Raw genomic sequence first — 18,531 nt, 5'->3', positions numbered from 1 at the left:
TTCTTAAATTTGTCATGATTTAATATAGTGTCAAAAACCATCCATTTTTTCAGGAAGAGGTGAAAGGGATGGAAAAGGGGAAAATCGTTTCTATTGAGGACCGCATCCCGAAACTAAAACAATTAAGAAAAAGTAAAGCAAACAGACGACTTGTTCTTTTGCTTTCCCTTTTCTTCATTCTGATTGCTTGTGTGTTATATTTCTTATCCCCTTTGAGCTATGTTCAATCCGTGCAGGTAGAAGGGAATCGTTATATTACTTCTAAGCAAATTGTTAAATTAAGTGAAATAAAGAAGGATCGAAGTATTTGGAAGGTTGATACAGGATCAACAGTAGCAAATATTAAAAAAAATCCGGAAATAGCGAGCGTTAAGGTTACACCTATATTTCCCAATTCTATAAAAATTACAGTTTCTGAACATAATAGAATGGCGTATCTATCCAATGATGGGAAGTTTTCACCTATTTTGGAAAATGGTTCTGTTTTGGAAGAGTTAGCAACTGGTGAAATTCCAGTATTTGCCCCGGTTTTAATTGGCTTCAAAGAGGGTAAAGCATTAAAGTTGCTTTTAGAGGAGTTGGACAAGCTTCCTGTCGAGATTCAGAACGCTATATCGGAAATCCATCATGCTCCAACTAAAACTGATGGTTACCATATCGTAATGTTTATGAATGATGGATATGAAGTAAGTGCTACAAGTCGAACTTTATCCGAAAAAATGATTCACTATCCATCGATTGTCAGTCAGTTGGATCCGAAGGTAAAGGGTGTCATTGATCTAGAAGTCGGTTCTTATTTCAAAGCCTATAAACCTGCTGAACAAAAGGAAGACACTAATGAGGAAAATTAATAGCAAACAGGTGATTTTATCCCTTGTTAGTGTTGTTCTAGGATTTATGATTGCCTTTTCTTACAATTTAACGAAAGATGGTCAAGGAGTAGTGAAAGATAAAGCGTGGGATCAAGAATATGAACTCAGGCAGCAATTAATAGAGCAAGAGAAGCAGAACCGGGAACTACAGAAGGAACTCCTTCAAAAGCAAGCAAAAGTATCCAACATAGAAAAAGATTTAGCACAGGAAAAGCAGCTGTTTTTCAATCTAGCAAAGGATACCGAGAAATATCGGATGTACCTTGGAAAAGTGAAAGTGAAAGGTACAGGCCTTCAGGTAACACTTGAAGATGGTTCCGATATTGATTCAGAAGCCAATGTGAATAATTACCTGGTTCATGAACAGCACGTCTTCAAGGTTGTCAATGAATTATACATATCAGGGGCAGAGGCTGTCGCGATTAACGGTCAGAGGCTAGATCATGATTCGTATATAGTCTGTAATGGACCTGTGATTACAATCGATGGTCATCAGCACCCTGCTCCATTTATCATTTCGGCGATTGGGGACCCCGATATCTTAGAGGCTTCCTTAGATATACCAGGTGGTATAAAGGAACAGTTGGTTAATGAAAATGTTATTTTTACTATGGAAAAGCAAAAGAAAATCATTTTTGATCCAATTATTGGAGGGTGAATAATCGCCGGATTCGATGAAAGATTGGTGAAACACTGGAAATGAGAAAAAAGCTATCTTTTAGTTTGATTACTTTGATTGCTGGCTTCATGCTTGCTATTCAATTCAATTTGGTAAATCAGCCAGTAGTTTCTGATACCAGAGATATGTGGCAACTGAAAAATGATTTATTAAAAGAACAGCAGTCCCAGGTTGAATTATTAGAGAGTATTAGTAAGCTTGAGGAGAAAATTGCATCCTATGAAACAAAGAAAAATGAAAGTAAAGAAGAATTATTGCGTGAAACGCTTTCTGAATTTAAGACTGACGCAGGTTTGACTGAGATAACGGGAAAAGGAGTCAGTGTGTCTGTCCAACCTATAAAAGAAGGTCTCCTACTTGGTGAGAAGATAGAGTATATTTCCCCTGTATTATTAAGAAGGCTCATTAATGAAATGTATATGTTTGGCGCAGATGAAATTTCCATTTCGGGACAACGGTACATTTCTACATCAGTGATTCGTGATATTAATGGGAAGCCAAAAGTAGACGGATATTCGCTCACTGATTACCCGCTTGAAATACAAGCCCTAACCGTTAATCCCAAAAAACTAAAACAGCGTATTCAAGGTTCTGAACTAATGGATGATTTCTTTATAGATAATTTTGAAGTTCAAATTACAACTCCATCTAGTGAACTGACATTGCCAGCATATCAAAATACGATTAATGTGGAACACATGGAGCCCATTATAGATGGAGGGGAATCGTAATGTGGCTTCCAGTTTTTGGACTGTTAATTGGGATTACCCTAGGCTTTTTGGTGGATTTTGATATTCCTCATGAATATTCAAATTATCTTTCCATTGCCGTCCTTGCTGCTTTTGATACCTTATTTGGAGGAATACGGGCACATTTGCAAAATCTTTATGATGAAGTTGTATTTGTAACGGGATTCTTCTTTAATATTGTTTTAGCCGCAGGTTTGGCTTTTCTAGGTGTACATCTTGGTGTAGACTTGTATTTAGCCGCAATCTTTGTGTTTGGCGTTAGACTCTTTCAAAATATCGCACAGATTAGAAGAATATTAATTGATAAATGGTCGATTTCACGGAAAAAACAGAAAAAAAATCTATAATTTTAAAGGGAATTACGTGATAAATGACGAATAGTTTAAGGCAGTATCTAGTTTGGAAATGATATCCGTTTTTTTGAGAAGCGAACAATAACCATCATAAAGAGCTAAACCTACGAGTTTTATCCAAAACATATTAGATAATCTAGTTTATTATCATATTAGCGAGTTGCAATTAGGTTTGTTATTCAATTATGAATAGGTCTTTCAATATAAAAATGTTATTCTACTAATACATGTATAAAACCGAAGGAGGTGCCATGGAATGAACAGCAACGAAATTTACGTAAGTCTTGACATCGGTACATCCAGTGTAAAAGTTATCATTGGGGAAATGGTCAATGACACATTAAATATAATCGGCGTAGGGAATGTTAAATCAGAAGGGCTCAAAAAGGGTTCGATCGTCGATATAGATGAAACCGTCCAATCTATTCAAAAAGCTGTAGAGCAAGCTGAGCGAATGATTGGGATGGAGATAAAAAAAGTAATCGTCGGTATCAGTGGAAATCACGTCACGCTTCAACCTTGTCATGGGGTGGTAGCAGTATCCAGTGACAATAAAGAGATTACTGAGCATGACGTTTTCCGTGTTAGAGAAGCAGCGGAGTTAATAACGATACCATCCGACAGGGAAATTATCGACGTGGTACCGATTCATTACAAGGTTGATGAACTTGATGAAATCAGTGATCCAAGGGGCATGATAGGTGTTCGTTTGGAAATGAGAGGGATATTAATCACGGGTCTGCGGACAATCTTACATAATACTCTGAGGTGTGTGGAAAGAGCTGGGTTAGAAATAACCGATATTGCTCTTCAGCCCTTAGCAGCAGGTGCCCTTGTATTATCCAAGGATGAAAAAGAACTTGGTGTGGCACTTGTCGATATTGGCGGAGGTTCTACAACTCTGGCAATTTTCGAACAAGGCTATTTACAATATACGTCTGTGATTCCTATAGGCGGGGAGACTCTTACGAAAGATCTTTCCATCGTTCTAAGGACAACGATGGAAGAAGCTGAAAAAATTAAAGTTAAGCATGGACATGCCTATTATGATGACGCGTCTGAAGATGAAGTATTCCAAATACCAATCATCGGCAGCGACCAGCAGCAGCCCTGCAATCAGTTAATGCTTTCAGATATTATTGAAGCAAGGGTGACCGAAATATTTGAGCTGATTCAAGATGATTTGAGGAGACTTGGCTTCCAGGATGTCCCGGGAGGTTTTGTGTTGACCGGTGGTGTCGTCAAGATGCCAGGAGTCCTGGAGCTTGCTCAATATGTGTTCCAAAATCGTGTGAGGACGGCAGAACCGAATTATATCGGAGTTAGAGAGCCTCAATACACGACAGCTGTAGGTCTGATTAAACACGCATGCAAGAAAGAGAGAATGCAAAAAAACACCGCTAATAAAACTCCTGTAGCAGCTGGACAAGCACAAGAAAATAATGACCAGCGCAGTCAAAAAGTTTCTCAGAAAAGTAAAGAGAACACGGCTAAAAAACAAGGTGAAAAAGGTGAATCTAAATTCAAAAAAATCCTGGGTTACTTTTTTGAATAACAATCATAAAGAATCGGGAATTTCGTCAAAATAGGAGGATTGTCATGTTGGAGTTTGATTCTAATTTAGAACAATTAGCAACGATAAAAGTAATAGGTGTTGGCGGCGGCGGAAACAATGCGGTAAACAGAATGATCGAGCATGGCGTACAAGGTGTTGAGTTTATTTCAGTCAATACTGACGCGCAGGCTCTTAATCTATCAAAAGCAGAAATCAAAATGCAAATCGGTGGTAAGCTTACACGTGGATTGGGTGCTGGTGCCAACCCGGAGGTAGGAAAGAAAGCCGCAGAAGAAAGCAAAGAACAAATTGAAGAAGCGCTTAAAGGTGCCGATATGGTTTTCGTAACTGCTGGAATGGGTGGCGGAACAGGTACAGGAGCTGCGCCGGTTATTGCTGGTATTGCTAAAGATTTAGGAGCACTTACGGTAGGTGTAGTCACACGTCCATTCACATTCGAAGGCCGAAAACGTGCAACTCAGGCACAAGGCGGTATTTCTTCCATGAAGGAATCGGTTGACACACTAATCGTCATTCCAAACGACCGTCTCCTCGAAATTGTTGATAAAAGTACGCCAATGCTTGAAGCATTCCGTGAAGCGGATAATGTTCTTCGTCAAGGTGTACAAGGGATTTCAGATCTAATTGCCGTCCCTGGTCTTATTAACTTAGACTTTGCCGATGTTAAGACAATCATGTCCAACAAAGGTTCAGCTCTTATGGGCATTGGGATTTCCTCAGGGGAAAACCGTGCAGCAGAAGCAGCGAAGAAAGCTATTTCCAGTCCCCTCCTTGAAACATCCATTGATGGTGCTCAAGGCGTCCTGATGAATATTACTGGTGGAACGAACCTAAGTCTTTTTGAAGTTCAGGAAGCAGCCGATATCGTGGCTACTGCATCCGATCAAGACGTAAACATGATTTTCGGTTCGGTTATCAATGAAAATCTTAAAGATGAAATCGTCGTTACAGTTATTGCAACTGGGTTTAACGAGGTTGAATCTTCAATACGGCCTGCTGGACGTCCAACGCTTGGACAACAGCAGCAACCTAGACCTCAGACACAACAAACGCCACAGTCAAATGTTAAGCGTGAAGTGAAGAGAGAAGAAGTCAATGAGCAGCCTGTGCGTAATACTAATCAAGGTGATGAGGCTCTGGATATTCCAACCTTCCTTCGTAACCGTAATAGAAGGCGTTAATTTCTTAACCATAATGAACCGTTCCCAATGGGAACGGTTTTTTTGTGTTTAAAAAAATCTCTGCTGAAAAGCTGAATTTTGATTGAAATCATCAGATAAGCGCATTAAATACTCTATGGCCTTCAAAAAGGTACTATCAATAGCTTTACACGGTTTCTCTGTATCTGACTAATGGGTTTCTAACTAAGAGTAAACTGAGAAGTGGCTTAGGGTTATTCATTGCACTCAATGCCCTATTTAAACGTAGTAAAAACAACTAGACATTCTCATTTGAAAAATAGGTGAAGAACGTTTCCGAGCAGACGTTCTATTTGTATTTTGAACTTTCATCATCTTAAGGAGAAAAAGATAACGGGAGGGAAGAAATTCTTTATCTTTTGAAACATAAATCGACAGCAATAAAAGGGAGCAGGATAGTCTCTATGACTTAATTGAAAATATCAATAGCTGTTTTTCTACAAAAAGGGAAAAAATTACTGAAAAACTCTTAAGTTTTCAGTACAAAAAGTGACACACTTTCTAAGGGAAGGTACGCTATACTTTTTGCAAGTGGAAGGTTAGTTCCTAAAAGGAGGGGAGGGTTTTTGACCTTATATTTAGATGTGATCTGGTTGTTGAATTGGTCATTTGACTGCCTCCTTCTATATTGGACTGCAATTATTCTCAAACGAAGGGTTGCTCTATGGCGGGTTTGTGTCGGTGGGCTGATTGGTTCCTTCATTATCGTATTGGCGTTCACTCCTTTTTATGCAATTGCCGACCGAGTTTACATGAAGATTTTAGTTTCTCTATTTATGGTTCTGGCTACCTTTGGGTTTAATAGGTTCAACCTTTTCATGAAGTCGGTAGCTACTTTATATTTTGTGACGTTTTTATCGGGAGGAATCCTTCTTGGCCTTCACTATTTGTTTGAATTTCAAATAGTTTCCAAGGACCCTAGCCAATATGCTGGAATCAATCGTTTTGGTGACCCTGTCAGCTGGATATTTGTGATGATTGGGTTCCCGCTTGCTTGGCAATTTTCCAAGCGCACACTCGAGGGGATGGAGATGACAAAGCTTACACATGAACAAATGGTTTCAGTATCGGTTAAAATTTCAGACTTTGAAGGAACATTTAATGGGCTTGTGGATAGTGGAAATCAGTTATATGATCCGATTACCCGCTCTCCAGTAATGATTATCTCCCTTTCAGGGGGGGAAGAAGGAATCCCAGCAGATATGCTAGACCTGTTTAAAAACCCTGATAGCCTGGTTCAGCAGGAGGAACAGCCTGAGTATTCGTGGACTGGACGAATGCGAGTTATCCCTTATAAAGTTGTCGGTCATGAACATCAATTGTTAACTGCGGTTAAGCCGGATTTTATTAAAATCGTTCAAGGTGAAAAAGAGTATCATGTCAAGCAGGGACTCGTTTCGTTTACCTTTCAGCAACTTTCTCCCGACAATAGCTATCAATCTATTGTTCATCCAAAAATGTTAACCGGCATACCGGTGCAAAATGCCTCCTGAACCACTGATTCATTCAAAAATTTTACCCATTAACCGTTTATTTAGAAGGGAGAATTATTTTGAAGAAATTCATTCTTCGACTCACTTATTTTTGGTACAAACTATTGTTCAAGCTCGGATTGAAAACGGACGAAATATTTTATATAGGAGGGAGTGAGGCGCTGCCACCGCCGCTTTCAAAAGAAGAAGAGGCAATACTGATTAATAAATTGCCTAAGGGCGATGAAGCTGCACGATCGATTTTAATCGAACGAAATTTAAGGCTGGTTGTCTATATTGCAAGGAAATTTGAAAATACAGGTATCAATATAGAAGACTTAATCAGCATCGGTACCATAGGTTTAATTAAGGCTGTAAATACATTCAACCCCGAGAAAAAAATTAAATTAGCTACATATGCCTCTAGATGCATAGAGAATGAAATTTTAATGTATTTACGAAGGAATAACAAAATACGTTCTGAAGTGTCTTTTGATGAACCACTGAATATTGACTGGGATGGAAATGAGCTCCTGCTATCGGACGTCCTTGGTACTGACGATGATATAATTACGAAGGACCTGGAGGCAAATGTGGACCGTAAGCTGCTAACGAAGGCTCTAACGCAGCTCTCCGAACGTGAAAAACAGATAATGGAGCTTCGTTTTGGACTTGCAGGTGGAGAAGAAAAAACCCAAAAAGATGTTGCCGATATGTTGGGAATTTCCCAATCTTATATTTCACGTTTGGAAAAAAGAATTATTAAGAGGCTTCGAAAAGAATTTAATAAAATGGTGTAAAAAAAATGATGGGCGCAAATACCAATTAAATCAATGCTTTGAATGCAATAATGAAAAATAATGGTGATTTTCTGTTCAAGCCTTGTGCATATTTTTTTCTCCCGCGGAAATACTGTTTTTTGTACAGCGCTCCTGTGAGGAGGGAATAATTTTGTCTCGTAATAAGGTTGAAATCTGCGGTGTGGATACATCAAAATTACCGGTTTTAAAGAATGAAGAAATGAGAAAACTCTTTAAAGAACTGCAAGATGGCGATATTTCAGCAAGAGAGAAACTGGTAAACGGGAATCTTCGACTCGTTTTAAGCGTTATTCAGCGCTTTAACAATCGGGGAGAGTATGTAGATGATCTATTTCAGGTAGGCTGTATAGGGTTGATGAAGTCGATAGATAACTTTGACTTAGGTCAAAATGTTAGGTTTTCAACGTATGCTGTACCAATGATTATTGGAGAAATCAGAAGATATCTCCGTGACAATAATCCGATTCGAGTTTCCCGTTCTTTAAGAGACATTGCTTACAAAGCTTTGCAGGTTAAAGAAAAGCTCATTAGCCAAACTCTTCGAGAGCCGACAGCTGAAGAAATCGCCAAAGTGTTGGAGGTACCTCATGAAGAAATTGTTTTTGCATTAGATGCAATACAAGATCCAGTTTCCCTTTTTGAACCGATTTATAATGATGGCGGGGATCCGATTTATGTACTCGACCAGCTGAGTGATGAGAAAAACAAAGATAGTACTTGGATTGATGAAATAGCAATAAATGAAGGCATGAGACGGTTGAATGACCGGGAAAAAATGATTCTTCGAAAACGGTTTTTCCAAGGGAAGACGCAAATGGAGGTAGCTGAGGAAATCGGCATTTCACAAGCGCAGGTCTCCCGATTGGAAAAAGCAGCAATTAAGCAAATGAATAAAAATATCCAACAGTAGAAGCTGAGCATGAGAAAAAGTTGGCTGAAGCGGGTAGGGACAAAACGTCCAACTACCCGCTTATCAGCAACTTATCCATAGCGGCTTTTTTATTATGTTTAAAAACTCTGAAGAAGTATACTTCACAAACACCATGAAGGTACGTTTATTTATTGTAATCTTCATCCTTAAGTGAATCATGTCATATACATAGAAATAGGACCTTCATTTATGATGAAAATTTGAGGAGCTGAGTGAAATGACTAGAATTTCTGAATTTCAAATTAAGGATATCGTCAATATAGCTGATGGGAAGAAATTAGGTAATATGTCAGATCTTGAAATCAATACAGCTACAGGGAAGATTGAAGCGATTATAGTCTCCAATGGCACCAGGTTAATGGGGTTTTTCGGGAGGGAACAGGACATCGTGATTCCTTGGCGTAAAATAAAAAAAATCGGTGCGGATGTCATTCTTGTTGAACATCAGACAGTATTTCAAGCAGAACTGAAAGATGAAAGGTTTTAGAGGGTGCAGGGTGCAAATATATGATACACTAGACTAAAAATAAAGAGGTTTAAATCATGAAAGAACCATTTGTTATAATAGAAGACCAATATTTGCTCATTGACAGCTGGAGACATCAAAACCTCCAGCTTGTAGCGGGCTTCTCCACGAAAGATGGGGGAGTTAGTTCTGGAAACTTTAAAAAGTTGAATACCGGTTTTCATGTAGGGGATAAGCTAGATGATGTCCAGGAAAACCGCCGAATTTTAGCGGAAAAGCTATCTTTTCCGCTCGATGAATGGATAGGAGCCGAGCAAACGCATGAAACATATATCCAGCAAGTGACCAGTCTCGATGCCGGGAAAGGCGCAGCAGATTATGCTTCAAGCTTTAAGGCTACCGACGGGTTTTATACGAAGGATAAAAATGTTTTATTGACCCTTTGCTATGCTGACTGCGTGCCCTTATATTTTCTGGCTCCAGCACATGGTATGATTGGAGTGGCGCATGCTGGCTGGAAGGGTACCGTTAATGGAATTGCACGAAAAATGGTTGAAGCTTGGCAGAGTAAGGGTATAAAGTCAACGGAGATATTTGCTGTAATTGGACCATCGATTTGTTCAAAGTGCTATGTTGTTGATGATAAAGTGATAGATTTGGTGCAGAATTTGCTGGAAGATAATGACGAAAAGCCCTATAATTTAATCAGCGAAGGACAATATCATTTAGACCTTAAACAGCTTAATGCAATGGTTCTTCAAAAATCGGGAATTCCAAAAAGTCAGATTGACGTGACATCATATTGTACAAGCTGTAATCATGACTTGTTTTTTTCGCATCGCCGTGATAACGGAAAGACAGGTAGATTGATGAGTTTTATTGGTTGGAAGGAGGATTTAGGGAAGCAGTGAAAGTAGTAGATAATTTAAAAAACATCGAAGAAAAGATAAATAAAGCATGTGAAATTAGTGGAAGGAACCGTGATGAGATAAAGTTAATCGCGGTGACGAAATATGTTTCCATTGAGAGAGCAAAAGAGGCCTTGGAAGCAGGCATATTCGATTTAGGTGAAAATCGAGATGAGGGTTTATTGAATAAATATGAAGTGCTGAAGGATGAACCAAACTGGCATTATATTGGCTCCATGCAAACACGCAAAGTAAAGAATGTCATTGATAAAATTTCGTATATTCATTCATTGGATCGTATTTCTTTGGCAGAAGAAATACAAAAACGGGCAAATGAGCCGATAAACTGTTTAGTCCAGGTTAACGTTTCAGGTGAAGAATCTAAACATGGAATAGATCCTGAAGCGGCACTTGATTTTATACAAGGGCTATCGACTTTAGATAAGGTAAATGTTGCTGGATTAATGACAATGGCGCCTTTGACAGATGATGAACAATTATTGCGCAGATGCTTCCGAAAATTAAAGGGACTTCAAGTGGAAATCCAAAAAGCTGGCTTAAGACATGCTCCATGCACTGAATTGTCCATGGGGATGTCCAATGATTTTACGATTGCGATTGAGGAAGGCGCTACAATGATTCGCATTGGTACAGCACTGGTAGGCGAAGAATTATAAGGAGGTACGCATAGATGACGTTCGTATCAAAATTTAAATCTTATTTCGCGCTGGATGATGAGTATGAGTACAAGGAAGAAGTGGTGGAAGAAGAGGAGGCTGAACAAAAAGTCGTGAAATCAGGTAAACAACAGCAGCCCACTTCTACAGGAAATAACTCCAATAAGAATATCGTAAGTTTGCAAAGCGTACAGAAATCTTCTAAAGTAGTATTGTTGGAACCTCGTGCTTATGCAGAAGCCCAAGAAGTTGCGGACCATTTGAAAAACCGTCGTGCCGTTGTTGTGAACCTTCAGCGGATTCAACATGACCAAGGAAAGCGAATCATTGATTTTTTAAGTGGAACTGTCTATGCAATCAGCGGGGATATCCAAAAAATTGGAACAGATATATTCTTATGTACTCCGGATAACGTCGATGTTTCGGGTAATATTACCGGTTTCGCCGCCGAAGAGGAGTATGAAGAAGCGAGGTGGTAATGTTTAATGGGTTTAGTGCTTCAAGGTTTATATTATTTAATTGAAATTTATTCAATGGCATTAATCGGTTACATATTAATGTCATGGTTCCCTAATGCTCGGGAAACATCGATTGGCCAATTCCTGGAAAAGATTTGCGAACCTTATTTAGAACCGTTCAGAAAATTTATACCACCCCTTGGCATGATCGACCTTTCACCGCTTGTGGCCTTGTTGGTTCTTAACTTTGCCAGCGGATATGGAATCTATTATCTGCAAACTTTAATCGGGTGATTAACTTTTAATCTGAAAATGCGTATTTCTTACTACACAGTTGGATAATGCCCCACTGTGTAGTAGCGCAACGAAGAAGTCAATATTTATATCCTGATGAGCGACCATTAATTAGACAAGTAAGGAGCAATTATTCAATCATGAGTATTTATCAGCATTTCAGGCCGGAGGAAAAGGATTTTATCGATCAGGCAGTGAATTGGATTGACCAGGTGAAAAATTCTTATGCTCCAAAACTTTCTGATTTTCTCGATCCGCGTCAGCAGGAAATCCTTTCTTCCTTATTAGGGAATGATTCGGATGCAAAGCTGCAATTTTATGGCGGGAGTGATTTCGTTGAACGAAAACGTGTGCTCATTTACCCTGATTATTACTCTCCTGAACCATCAGATTTCAATATCTCCTTATACGATATCTCCTATCCAAAAAAATTTGTTACATTAGAGCACAGGCAAATACTTGGAACCTTGATGTCTCTGGGGGTAAAACGTGAAAAATTTGGTGATATAATAGTGACAGAGGAGCAAATTCAATTTATCGCTGCCGAAGAGATGGATTTATATCTCGTAGGAAACCTAGAAAAAATCGGTAGCGCTTCCGTTACGATTAAAAGGCTTCCCATCGAGAATATCATCAAGTTGAAAGAAAATTGGGAAGAGCAAGTAACTACTGTTACTTCTTTAAGGCTTGACAGTGTTTTATCGTCCGTCTTGAATATTTCTCGTCAAAAAACACAAGTGCTGATAACATCGGGAAAAGTAAAGGTGAATTTTAAGCAAACAGATAATGTTTCGGAAGAATGCCGCGAGGGTGATACACTTTCTATCAGAGGTTTTGGTAGATGTAAATTAGCCTCAATAGATGGAAAAACCAAAAAGGATAAGTGGAGAATCTCATTAGGCAGACAAAAATAATTCAATCGCAAGCAGGATTCATACATTTATTGTCGAATATAGAGTTTTAACATACTAGAGTAGAAACCGTTCTGGAGGTGCCGTAATGCCCTTAACCCCGATAGATATACATAACAAGGAATTTGGTAAAGTATTTCGAGGGTATGATGAAGATGAAGTAAATGAGTTTCTCGACCAGGTCATTAAAGATTATGAACTGATTTTGAGAGAGAAAAAAGAACTTGAAGAAAAATTAAACGAAACTTATGATCGTTTAGGACATTTTACGACCATTGAGGGTACACTTAATAAGTCGATTATTGTCGCACAGGAAGCAGCAGAAGAATTAAAGCGCAATGCTCAAAAAGAAGCCAAGCTGATCATTAAGGAAGCTGAGAAAAATGCTGATCGGATCGTCAATGAGTCGCTTGTGAAAGCAAGAAAAATAGCGATGGATATTGAGGATTTGAAAAAGCAGTCAAAAGTATTCCGGACACGTTTTAAAATGCTTGTCGGAGCACAGCTTGATTTGCTGGACAATGACGATTGGGATCATCTTCTTGATTATGAAGTAGATGCGACTGAAATAGAACTAAATGAAAGAGTGGAAGAGGAAATTTAAAGGTTTCCTTGACTTTAAACACTTTTTTCGCATATAATTTTTTAACAATACTATTCATGATGACATTAGACGATGACAGGGACAGTAGATTCTTCAAACACTTATATTTAGCGAGCCGGGGATGGTGCAAGCCCGGAATAAGCGAAGAATTTGAATATCACCCTTGAGTTCTGAGTTGAACCTGCTGTTGCAGTAAGTAAACGATGCGTTTCATTCACGTTACGAATGCTCGAGAGGATGGATTCGCTTTATTGTGAATCTTTCTAGCCAGGGTGGTACCGCGGGAAGCAAAGCTTTCTCGTCCCTTTTTTAGGGATGAGAGGGCTTTTTATTTTGTCCGGATATCAAGTCATCGGTTCGAATGAATTTGTGTAAAGACGGATGGAGGATTTTATAATGGAATATAAAGATACCTTATTGATGCCTAAAACTGAATTTCCAATGCGTGGTAATTTACCGAAACGTGAGCCAGAAATCCAGGAAAAGTGGAAAGAAATGGACATTTATAAAAAAGTGCAAGAACAAACTGAAGGACGCCCTTTATTTATTTTGCATGATGGACCTCCATATGCAAACGGCGATATCCATATGGGCCATGCAATGAATAAAGTTTTAAAGGATTTCATTGTCCGCTTTAAATCAATGAGCGGTTTTCAAGCACCATATGTACCGGGCTGGGATACGCACGGACTACCGATTGAAACGGCACTAACTAAAAAAGGTGTAAAGCGGAAAGAAATGAGCGTAGCTGAATTCAGAAAGCTATGTGAAGAGTATGCGTACGTACAGATCAACAATCAACGTGAGCAGTTTAAACGTATTGGGGTTCGCGGAGATTGGGAGAATCCTTATATTACCCTAAAACCTGAATATGAAGCACAACAGATCAAGGTTTTTGGTGAAATGGCGAAAAAAGGCTATATCTACAAAGGAAAAAAACCTGTTTATTGGTCTCCTTCAAGTGAATCAGCCCTAGCGGAAGCTGAAATTGAATATCAAGACAAACGTTCTGCATCTATCTATGTTGCTTTTGAAGTCACAGATGGAAAAGGTGTAATTGAAGAAGGCGTAAAAATCATTATTTGGACAACAACACCTTGGACGATTCCAGCTAACCTTGGAATCTCATTGCATCCACAATTAAATTATGTGGTGGTATCTGTCGAAAATGAAAAATATTTAGTAGCTGAAGCTCTTCTTGAATCAGTTACAGAAACTCTAGGCTGGGATAACCCAACTATATTGAAATCGGTAAAAGGTAGCGAACTGGACCGTGCCGTTGCTAAACACCCTCTTTATGACCGGGAATCACTTGTGATGTTGGGCGAGCACGTAACAACTGAGGCTGGTACTGGTTGTGTTCATACTGCACCTGGACACGGGGAAGATGACTTTATCGTCGGGCAAAAATATGGCTTGGATGTTCTTTGTCCTGTAGATGAAAAAGGTGTCATGACAGAAGAAGCAGGGGAATTTGCAGGATTATTTTATGATCAAGCAAACAAACCAATTACGGAAAAATTAACAGAAGTGGGCGCACTATTGAATTTGACGTTCATTACCCATTCTTATCCACATGACTGGCGGACGAAGAAACCGACTATTTTCCGTGCAACGGCGCAATGGTTCGCGTCAATTAAAGACTTCCGTGGTGAACTGCTAAAAGCGATTGAAGAAACGAAATGGGTGCCGGCATGGGGTGAAACACGCCTGTTTAATATGGTCCGTGACCGTGGAGATTGGTGTATTTCCCGTCAGCGTGCATGGGGCGTGCCAATTCCAGTATTTTATGCAGAAAATGGTGAACCAATCATCACGGATGAAACAATCAACCATATTTCAGAATTATTCCGCGAACAAGGGTCAAACATCTGGTTCGAACAGGAAGCGAAAGATCTTCTTCCAGAAGGGTTTACCCATGAAGGCAGCCCGAACGGTATCTTCACGAAGGAAACGGATATCATGGATGTATGGTTTGACTCAGGTTCTTCCCATCAAGCAGTACTTGAAGAAAGAGATGATCTGCAGCGTCCTGCTGACCTTTATTTAGAAGGTTCGGATCAATACCGCGGCTGGTTTAACTCATCTCTTTCAACAAGTGTGGCTGTAACAGGAAAAGCACCATATAAAGGTGTGTTAAGCCACGGGTTCGCTTTGGATGGTGAAGGCCGTAAAATGAGTAAATCGATTGGGAACGTTGTACTTCCATCTAAAGTCATGAACCAACTTGGCGCAGATATTTTACGCCTTTGGGTTGCTTCTGTGGATTACCAATCAGATGTAAGAGTTTCAGATCCGATTTTAAAACAAGTTTCTGAAGTGTATCGCAAAATCCGCAATACATTCCGCTTCCTGTTAGGTAATTTGGATGGCTTTAATCCTGATACTGATAAAGTGGTATTCCAAGAATTACGTGAAGTCGATCAATATATGCTAGTAAAATTGAATAAGCTGATTACTCAATCGAAACAAGGCTATGAGAATTATGAGTTTGCTACAATTTATAATATGGTCAATAACTTCTGTACGCAGGACTTAAGTTCGTTCTACCTTGATTATGCGAAAGATATTTTATATTGTGAAGCACCTAACGGTAAAGATCGTATGGCGATCCAAACGGTTCTTTACGAATCATTGGTCGGCTTAACGAAATTGGTGTCACCAATTCTTTCTCATACAGCTGATGAAGTATGGGCGTTCATTCCAGGTGTAACGGAAGAAAGTGTACAATTGACATTGATGCCCGAAGCAATTTCAATCGATAATGCTGAAGCCATTGAAGAAAAATGGACGGCATTTATGGATGTCCGTGATAATGTCTTAAAAGCATTGGAAGAAGCTCGTAATCAGAAAGTTATCGGAAAATCACTGAACGCAAAAGTGATGGTATATGTAAATGAAGAAACAAAGAATCTGCTTGATAGCATCGAAGAGAGCTTTGAACAGTTATTCATCGTATCCGAGTTTGTAATCGCTGGCGATGTGGCAAGTGCCCCAGCAGAAGCGGTAAAACTTGAGGATATTGCTATTCTTGTAACAAAAGCAGAAGGTGAAACGTGTGAACGTTGCTGGAATGTTTCAAAAGAAGTAGGCCAAGTGGAAGAACATTCAACACTTTGTCCACGCTGTGCAACTGTAGTGAAAGAGCATTATGTGAATCAATAATTTAAAAGGAGGGCCGGTTCCCATTAGATGAGGGGACCGGCCTTTTTCATGGGAAATGGTATCTAGTGTGTGAAACAACCAAAATCATTTGCGAAAATAAATTGTTTCCTAAAAAAAGAAAAGAGCACCTTGTCAGCCCAAGCTTATATTCTCCACGTGCTGATTGAGGTCTTCTGTTTTTCGTATTAGTCATTATTTCTAGTTTATGCTACAATTCAAAAGTGAAGATTTGATTAGTTTGGGGGAAAAAATGTGTTTTATTACTTAATTGCCCTTTTGGTCATAGCTTTCGATCAGCTGACAAAATGGATGATTGTGAAAAAAATGGAGTACGGAGAAAGCATTGAAATTATTGAAAACCTTCTATATATCACCTCGCATCGTAACCGTGGGGCCGCATGGGGAATTCTACAAGGTCAAATGTGGTTTTTCTACATCATCACCATCGCTGTCATTATTGGACTTGTCTATTATATTCAGAAAATGGCGAAGGAAAGCCGTTTGCTTGGAGTTTCACTTGCGCTCATGCTAGGCGGTGCGATTGGTAATTTTATCGACCGTGTTGTTCGTCAGGAAGTAGTCGATTTCGTTCATACCTATATATTCAGCTATAGTTTCCCGGTATTTAATGTTGCTGATGCTGCGCTTTCAATTGGTGTCGGACTGCTCGTGATTCATATGTTTTTAGAAGAAAAAAACGCTAAGGAGTAAGATAATGGATAAAAGGTTATACAGCATCGATGAAACACTAAAAGGCGTTAGGATTGATAAGGCTCTTTCTACATTAAATGAGGAATGGTCACGTACTCAAGTCCAGCAATGGATTAAAGATGACCACGTTTTAGTTAATGGGTCTGCAATAAAAACGAATTACAAATGTATTACAGGCGATACAATTGAAGTAACGATTCCTGAACTTGAGGAATTGGATGCAGTCGCTGAAGAAATGAATTTGGATATCTATTATGAAGATGCAGATGTGCTGGTTGTTAATAAACCGAGCGGTATGGTAGTCCACCCAGCGCCAGGACATGTATCTGGTACCCTTGTAAATGGATTGATGGCTCACTGCCAGGATCTTTCTGGAATCAACGGTGTAATGCGTCCAGGTATCGTCCACCGAATCGATAAAGATACATCAGGTTTATTAATGGTTGCTAAAAATGATATGGCGCATGAAAAGCTTGTTCAGCAACTGGTTGATAAAACTGTTACCCGTAAGTACCAAGCTGTAGTTCATGGGGTTATCCCGCATGACTTCGGAACGATTGACGCTCCAATTGGCCGTGATAAAAAAGAACGCCAAAGCATGACGGTGACAGACTCTAACTCCAAAAATGCTGTAACTCATTTCCGTGTCATCGAACGTTTCACTGCTTTTACTTTGGTGGAATGTCAGCTTGAAACAGGAAGAACTCATCAAATCCGTGTTCATATGAAATATATCGGATTCCCGCTTGCAGGAGATCCAAAATATGGTCCGAAGAAGACGTTGAAGTTAGATGGACAAGCATTGCATGCCGGTTTGCTTGGTTTCGTTCATCCTCGTACAAATGAGTATATGGAATTCGAAGCACCAGTTCCGGTAGAGTTCGAAAATCTTATTAATCAATTACGTAGAAGTAAGGATTGACAATAGAGTTTTTATGATATATTATAATAATAACTTAATGAGAACCTTTAACACAGTCCAGAGAGACTGAGAAGGAAACGGATACGCTAAATGGGATAATTGTACCCATAGCGATGAAATCCTCACGCCTTCTGGGTGTGAGGATTTTTTGTTAAAGGGGACCAATCAGATGAAAGAATTCGGGGTGGCCAATATGTTGAATGAGAAAGCAATAGTACTTGATGAACAGGCCATTAGCAGAGCCTTGACGAGAATTGCCCATGAGATTATTGAGAAAAATAAGGGGATTGAGGATTGCGTCTTAATTGGGATTCGTACACGCGGGATTTTCTTGGCTGACCGACTTGCAAAGCGCATCAATCAAATAGAAGGTAAAGAAATTCAGTTAGGTGAACTTGATATTACACTTTACCGCGATGACCTATCGAAAAATACGAATGATGGTGAACCGGTCGTAAAAGGTTCAGACATTCCAGTCAATATTAGCGATAAGAAAGTGATTTTAGTAGATGATGTTCTCTTTACCGGTAGAACCGTTAGGGCGGCAATGGATGCACTTGTGGATCTGGGAAGACCTTCACAAATCCAGCTCGCAGTATTAGTTGACAGAGGACATAGAGAGTTGCCGATCCGTGCAGATTTCGTTGGGAAGAACGTTCCAACATCACAATCGGAAAAAATCACCGTTACTTTAACAGAAGTAGATGAAGTAGATCAAGTCACTATACTAGAAAAATAAACAACAACATGAAAATTAAATAAA

20 protein-coding genes are annotated in these 18,531 nt (G+C 39.3%); all 20 read left to right on the top strand.

Annotated features, from left to right (window positions below; all coding sequences use genetic code 11):
* Window positions 1-68: 68 nt before the first annotated feature.
* The 20 genes from JFV29_RS04950 to pyrR all read left to right on the top strand — a co-directional run bounded on the left by JFV29_RS04950 (window position 69) and on the right by pyrR (window position 18,507).
* Window positions 69-851: a cell division protein FtsQ/DivIB gene (locus tag JFV29_RS04950; protein ID WP_201181529.1), complete on the top strand. Its 783-nt coding sequence runs from the start codon at window positions 69-71 to the stop codon at window positions 849-851.
* Entirely contained in the window at window positions 838-1,530 is a 693-nt protein-coding gene (locus JFV29_RS04945; RefSeq protein WP_201181527.1) for a DUF881 domain-containing protein, read from the top strand. The genes JFV29_RS04950 and JFV29_RS04945 overlap by 14 nt, the downstream gene beginning before the upstream one ends.
* Window positions 1,531-1,571: 41 nt before the next feature.
* A complete protein-coding gene (locus JFV29_RS04940) occupies window positions 1,572-2,282 on the top strand; it encodes a DUF881 domain-containing protein (protein ID WP_053345242.1) in 711 nt (236 codons plus the stop codon).
* Entirely contained in the window at window positions 2,282-2,647 is a 366-nt protein-coding gene (locus JFV29_RS04935) for a small basic family protein (RefSeq protein WP_053345243.1), read from the top strand. The genes JFV29_RS04940 and JFV29_RS04935 overlap by 1 nt, the downstream gene beginning before the upstream one ends.
* A gap of 262 nt (window positions 2,648-2,909) precedes the next feature.
* Window positions 2,910-4,208: a cell division protein FtsA gene (gene ftsA / locus JFV29_RS04930; protein ID WP_201181525.1), complete on the top strand. Its 1,299-nt coding sequence runs from the start codon at window positions 2,910-2,912 to the stop codon at window positions 4,206-4,208.
* A 44-nt stretch (window positions 4,209-4,252) separates the two neighbouring features.
* Window positions 4,253-5,410: a cell division protein FtsZ gene (ftsZ, locus tag JFV29_RS04925; RefSeq protein ID WP_053345245.1), complete on the top strand. Its 1,158-nt coding sequence runs from the start codon at window positions 4,253-4,255 to the stop codon at window positions 5,408-5,410.
* A 584-nt stretch (window positions 5,411-5,994) separates the two neighbouring features.
* Entirely contained in the window at window positions 5,995-6,921 is a 927-nt protein-coding gene (gene spoIIGA, locus JFV29_RS04920) for a sigma-E processing peptidase SpoIIGA (protein ID WP_201181523.1), read from the top strand.
* A gap of 59 nt (window positions 6,922-6,980) precedes the next feature.
* On the top strand, window positions 6,981-7,700 hold the full coding sequence (sigE, locus tag JFV29_RS04915; protein ID WP_053345247.1) for an RNA polymerase sporulation sigma factor SigE: 720 nt from the start codon (window positions 6,981-6,983) through the stop codon (window positions 7,698-7,700).
* 151 nt (window positions 7,701-7,851) lie between these two features.
* Window positions 7,852-8,631, top strand: coding sequence for an RNA polymerase sporulation sigma factor SigG (gene sigG / locus JFV29_RS04910; protein WP_053345248.1), 780 nt, complete (start codon window positions 7,852-7,854; stop codon window positions 8,629-8,631).
* 238 nt (window positions 8,632-8,869) lie between these two features.
* Entirely contained in the window at window positions 8,870-9,139 is a 270-nt protein-coding gene (locus tag JFV29_RS04905; protein WP_053345249.1) for a YlmC/YmxH family sporulation protein, read from the top strand.
* A gap of 56 nt (window positions 9,140-9,195) precedes the next feature.
* Complete coding sequence (pgeF, locus tag JFV29_RS04900; protein WP_201181521.1) at window positions 9,196-10,029, top strand: peptidoglycan editing factor PgeF; 834 nt, start codon at window positions 9,196-9,198, stop codon at window positions 10,027-10,029.
* Window positions 10,026-10,703: a YggS family pyridoxal phosphate-dependent enzyme gene (locus JFV29_RS04895; RefSeq protein ID WP_201181512.1), complete on the top strand. Its 678-nt coding sequence runs from the start codon at window positions 10,026-10,028 to the stop codon at window positions 10,701-10,703. The genes pgeF and JFV29_RS04895 overlap by 4 nt, the downstream gene beginning before the upstream one ends.
* A gap of 14 nt (window positions 10,704-10,717) precedes the next feature.
* The gene (locus JFV29_RS04890; protein WP_201181511.1) at window positions 10,718-11,182 is read left to right on the top strand and encodes a cell division protein SepF; all 465 of its coding nucleotides are present in this window, start codon (window positions 10,718-10,720) and stop codon (window positions 11,180-11,182) included.
* 6 nt (window positions 11,183-11,188) lie between these two features.
* Complete coding sequence (locus tag JFV29_RS04885; protein WP_053345253.1) at window positions 11,189-11,455, top strand: YggT family protein; 267 nt, start codon at window positions 11,189-11,191, stop codon at window positions 11,453-11,455.
* 140 nt (window positions 11,456-11,595) lie between these two features.
* A complete protein-coding gene (locus JFV29_RS04880) occupies window positions 11,596-12,369 on the top strand; it encodes a YlmH family RNA-binding protein (protein ID WP_201181510.1) in 774 nt (257 codons plus the stop codon).
* An 85-nt stretch (window positions 12,370-12,454) separates the two neighbouring features.
* The gene (locus JFV29_RS04875; protein ID WP_053345255.1) at window positions 12,455-12,970 is read left to right on the top strand and encodes a DivIVA domain-containing protein; all 516 of its coding nucleotides are present in this window, start codon (window positions 12,455-12,457) and stop codon (window positions 12,968-12,970) included.
* Window positions 12,971-13,366: 396 nt separating this feature from the next.
* The gene (gene ileS / locus JFV29_RS04870; RefSeq protein ID WP_201181509.1) at window positions 13,367-16,135 is read left to right on the top strand and encodes an isoleucine--tRNA ligase; all 2,769 of its coding nucleotides are present in this window, start codon (window positions 13,367-13,369) and stop codon (window positions 16,133-16,135) included.
* 252 nt (window positions 16,136-16,387) lie between these two features.
* The gene (lspA, locus tag JFV29_RS04865; protein WP_053345257.1) at window positions 16,388-16,846 is read left to right on the top strand and encodes a signal peptidase II; all 459 of its coding nucleotides are present in this window, start codon (window positions 16,388-16,390) and stop codon (window positions 16,844-16,846) included.
* A 4-nt stretch (window positions 16,847-16,850) separates the two neighbouring features.
* A complete protein-coding gene (locus tag JFV29_RS04860; RefSeq protein ID WP_201181508.1) occupies window positions 16,851-17,768 on the top strand; it encodes an RluA family pseudouridine synthase in 918 nt (305 codons plus the stop codon).
* Between the two features lie 193 nt (window positions 17,769-17,961).
* Complete coding sequence (gene pyrR, locus JFV29_RS04855) at window positions 17,962-18,507, top strand: bifunctional pyr operon transcriptional regulator/uracil phosphoribosyltransferase PyrR (RefSeq protein ID WP_056527097.1); 546 nt, start codon at window positions 17,962-17,964, stop codon at window positions 18,505-18,507.
* Window positions 18,508-18,531: the final 24 nt, after the last annotated feature.

Source organism: Peribacillus sp. TH16 (assembly GCF_016651095.1).
GTDB classification, from domain to species: domain Bacteria; phylum Bacillota; class Bacilli; order Bacillales; family DSM-1321; genus Peribacillus; species Peribacillus butanolivorans.
The sequence above is the reverse complement of the archived record's forward strand: the minus strand, read 5'-3'. Positions and strand labels throughout refer to the sequence as shown.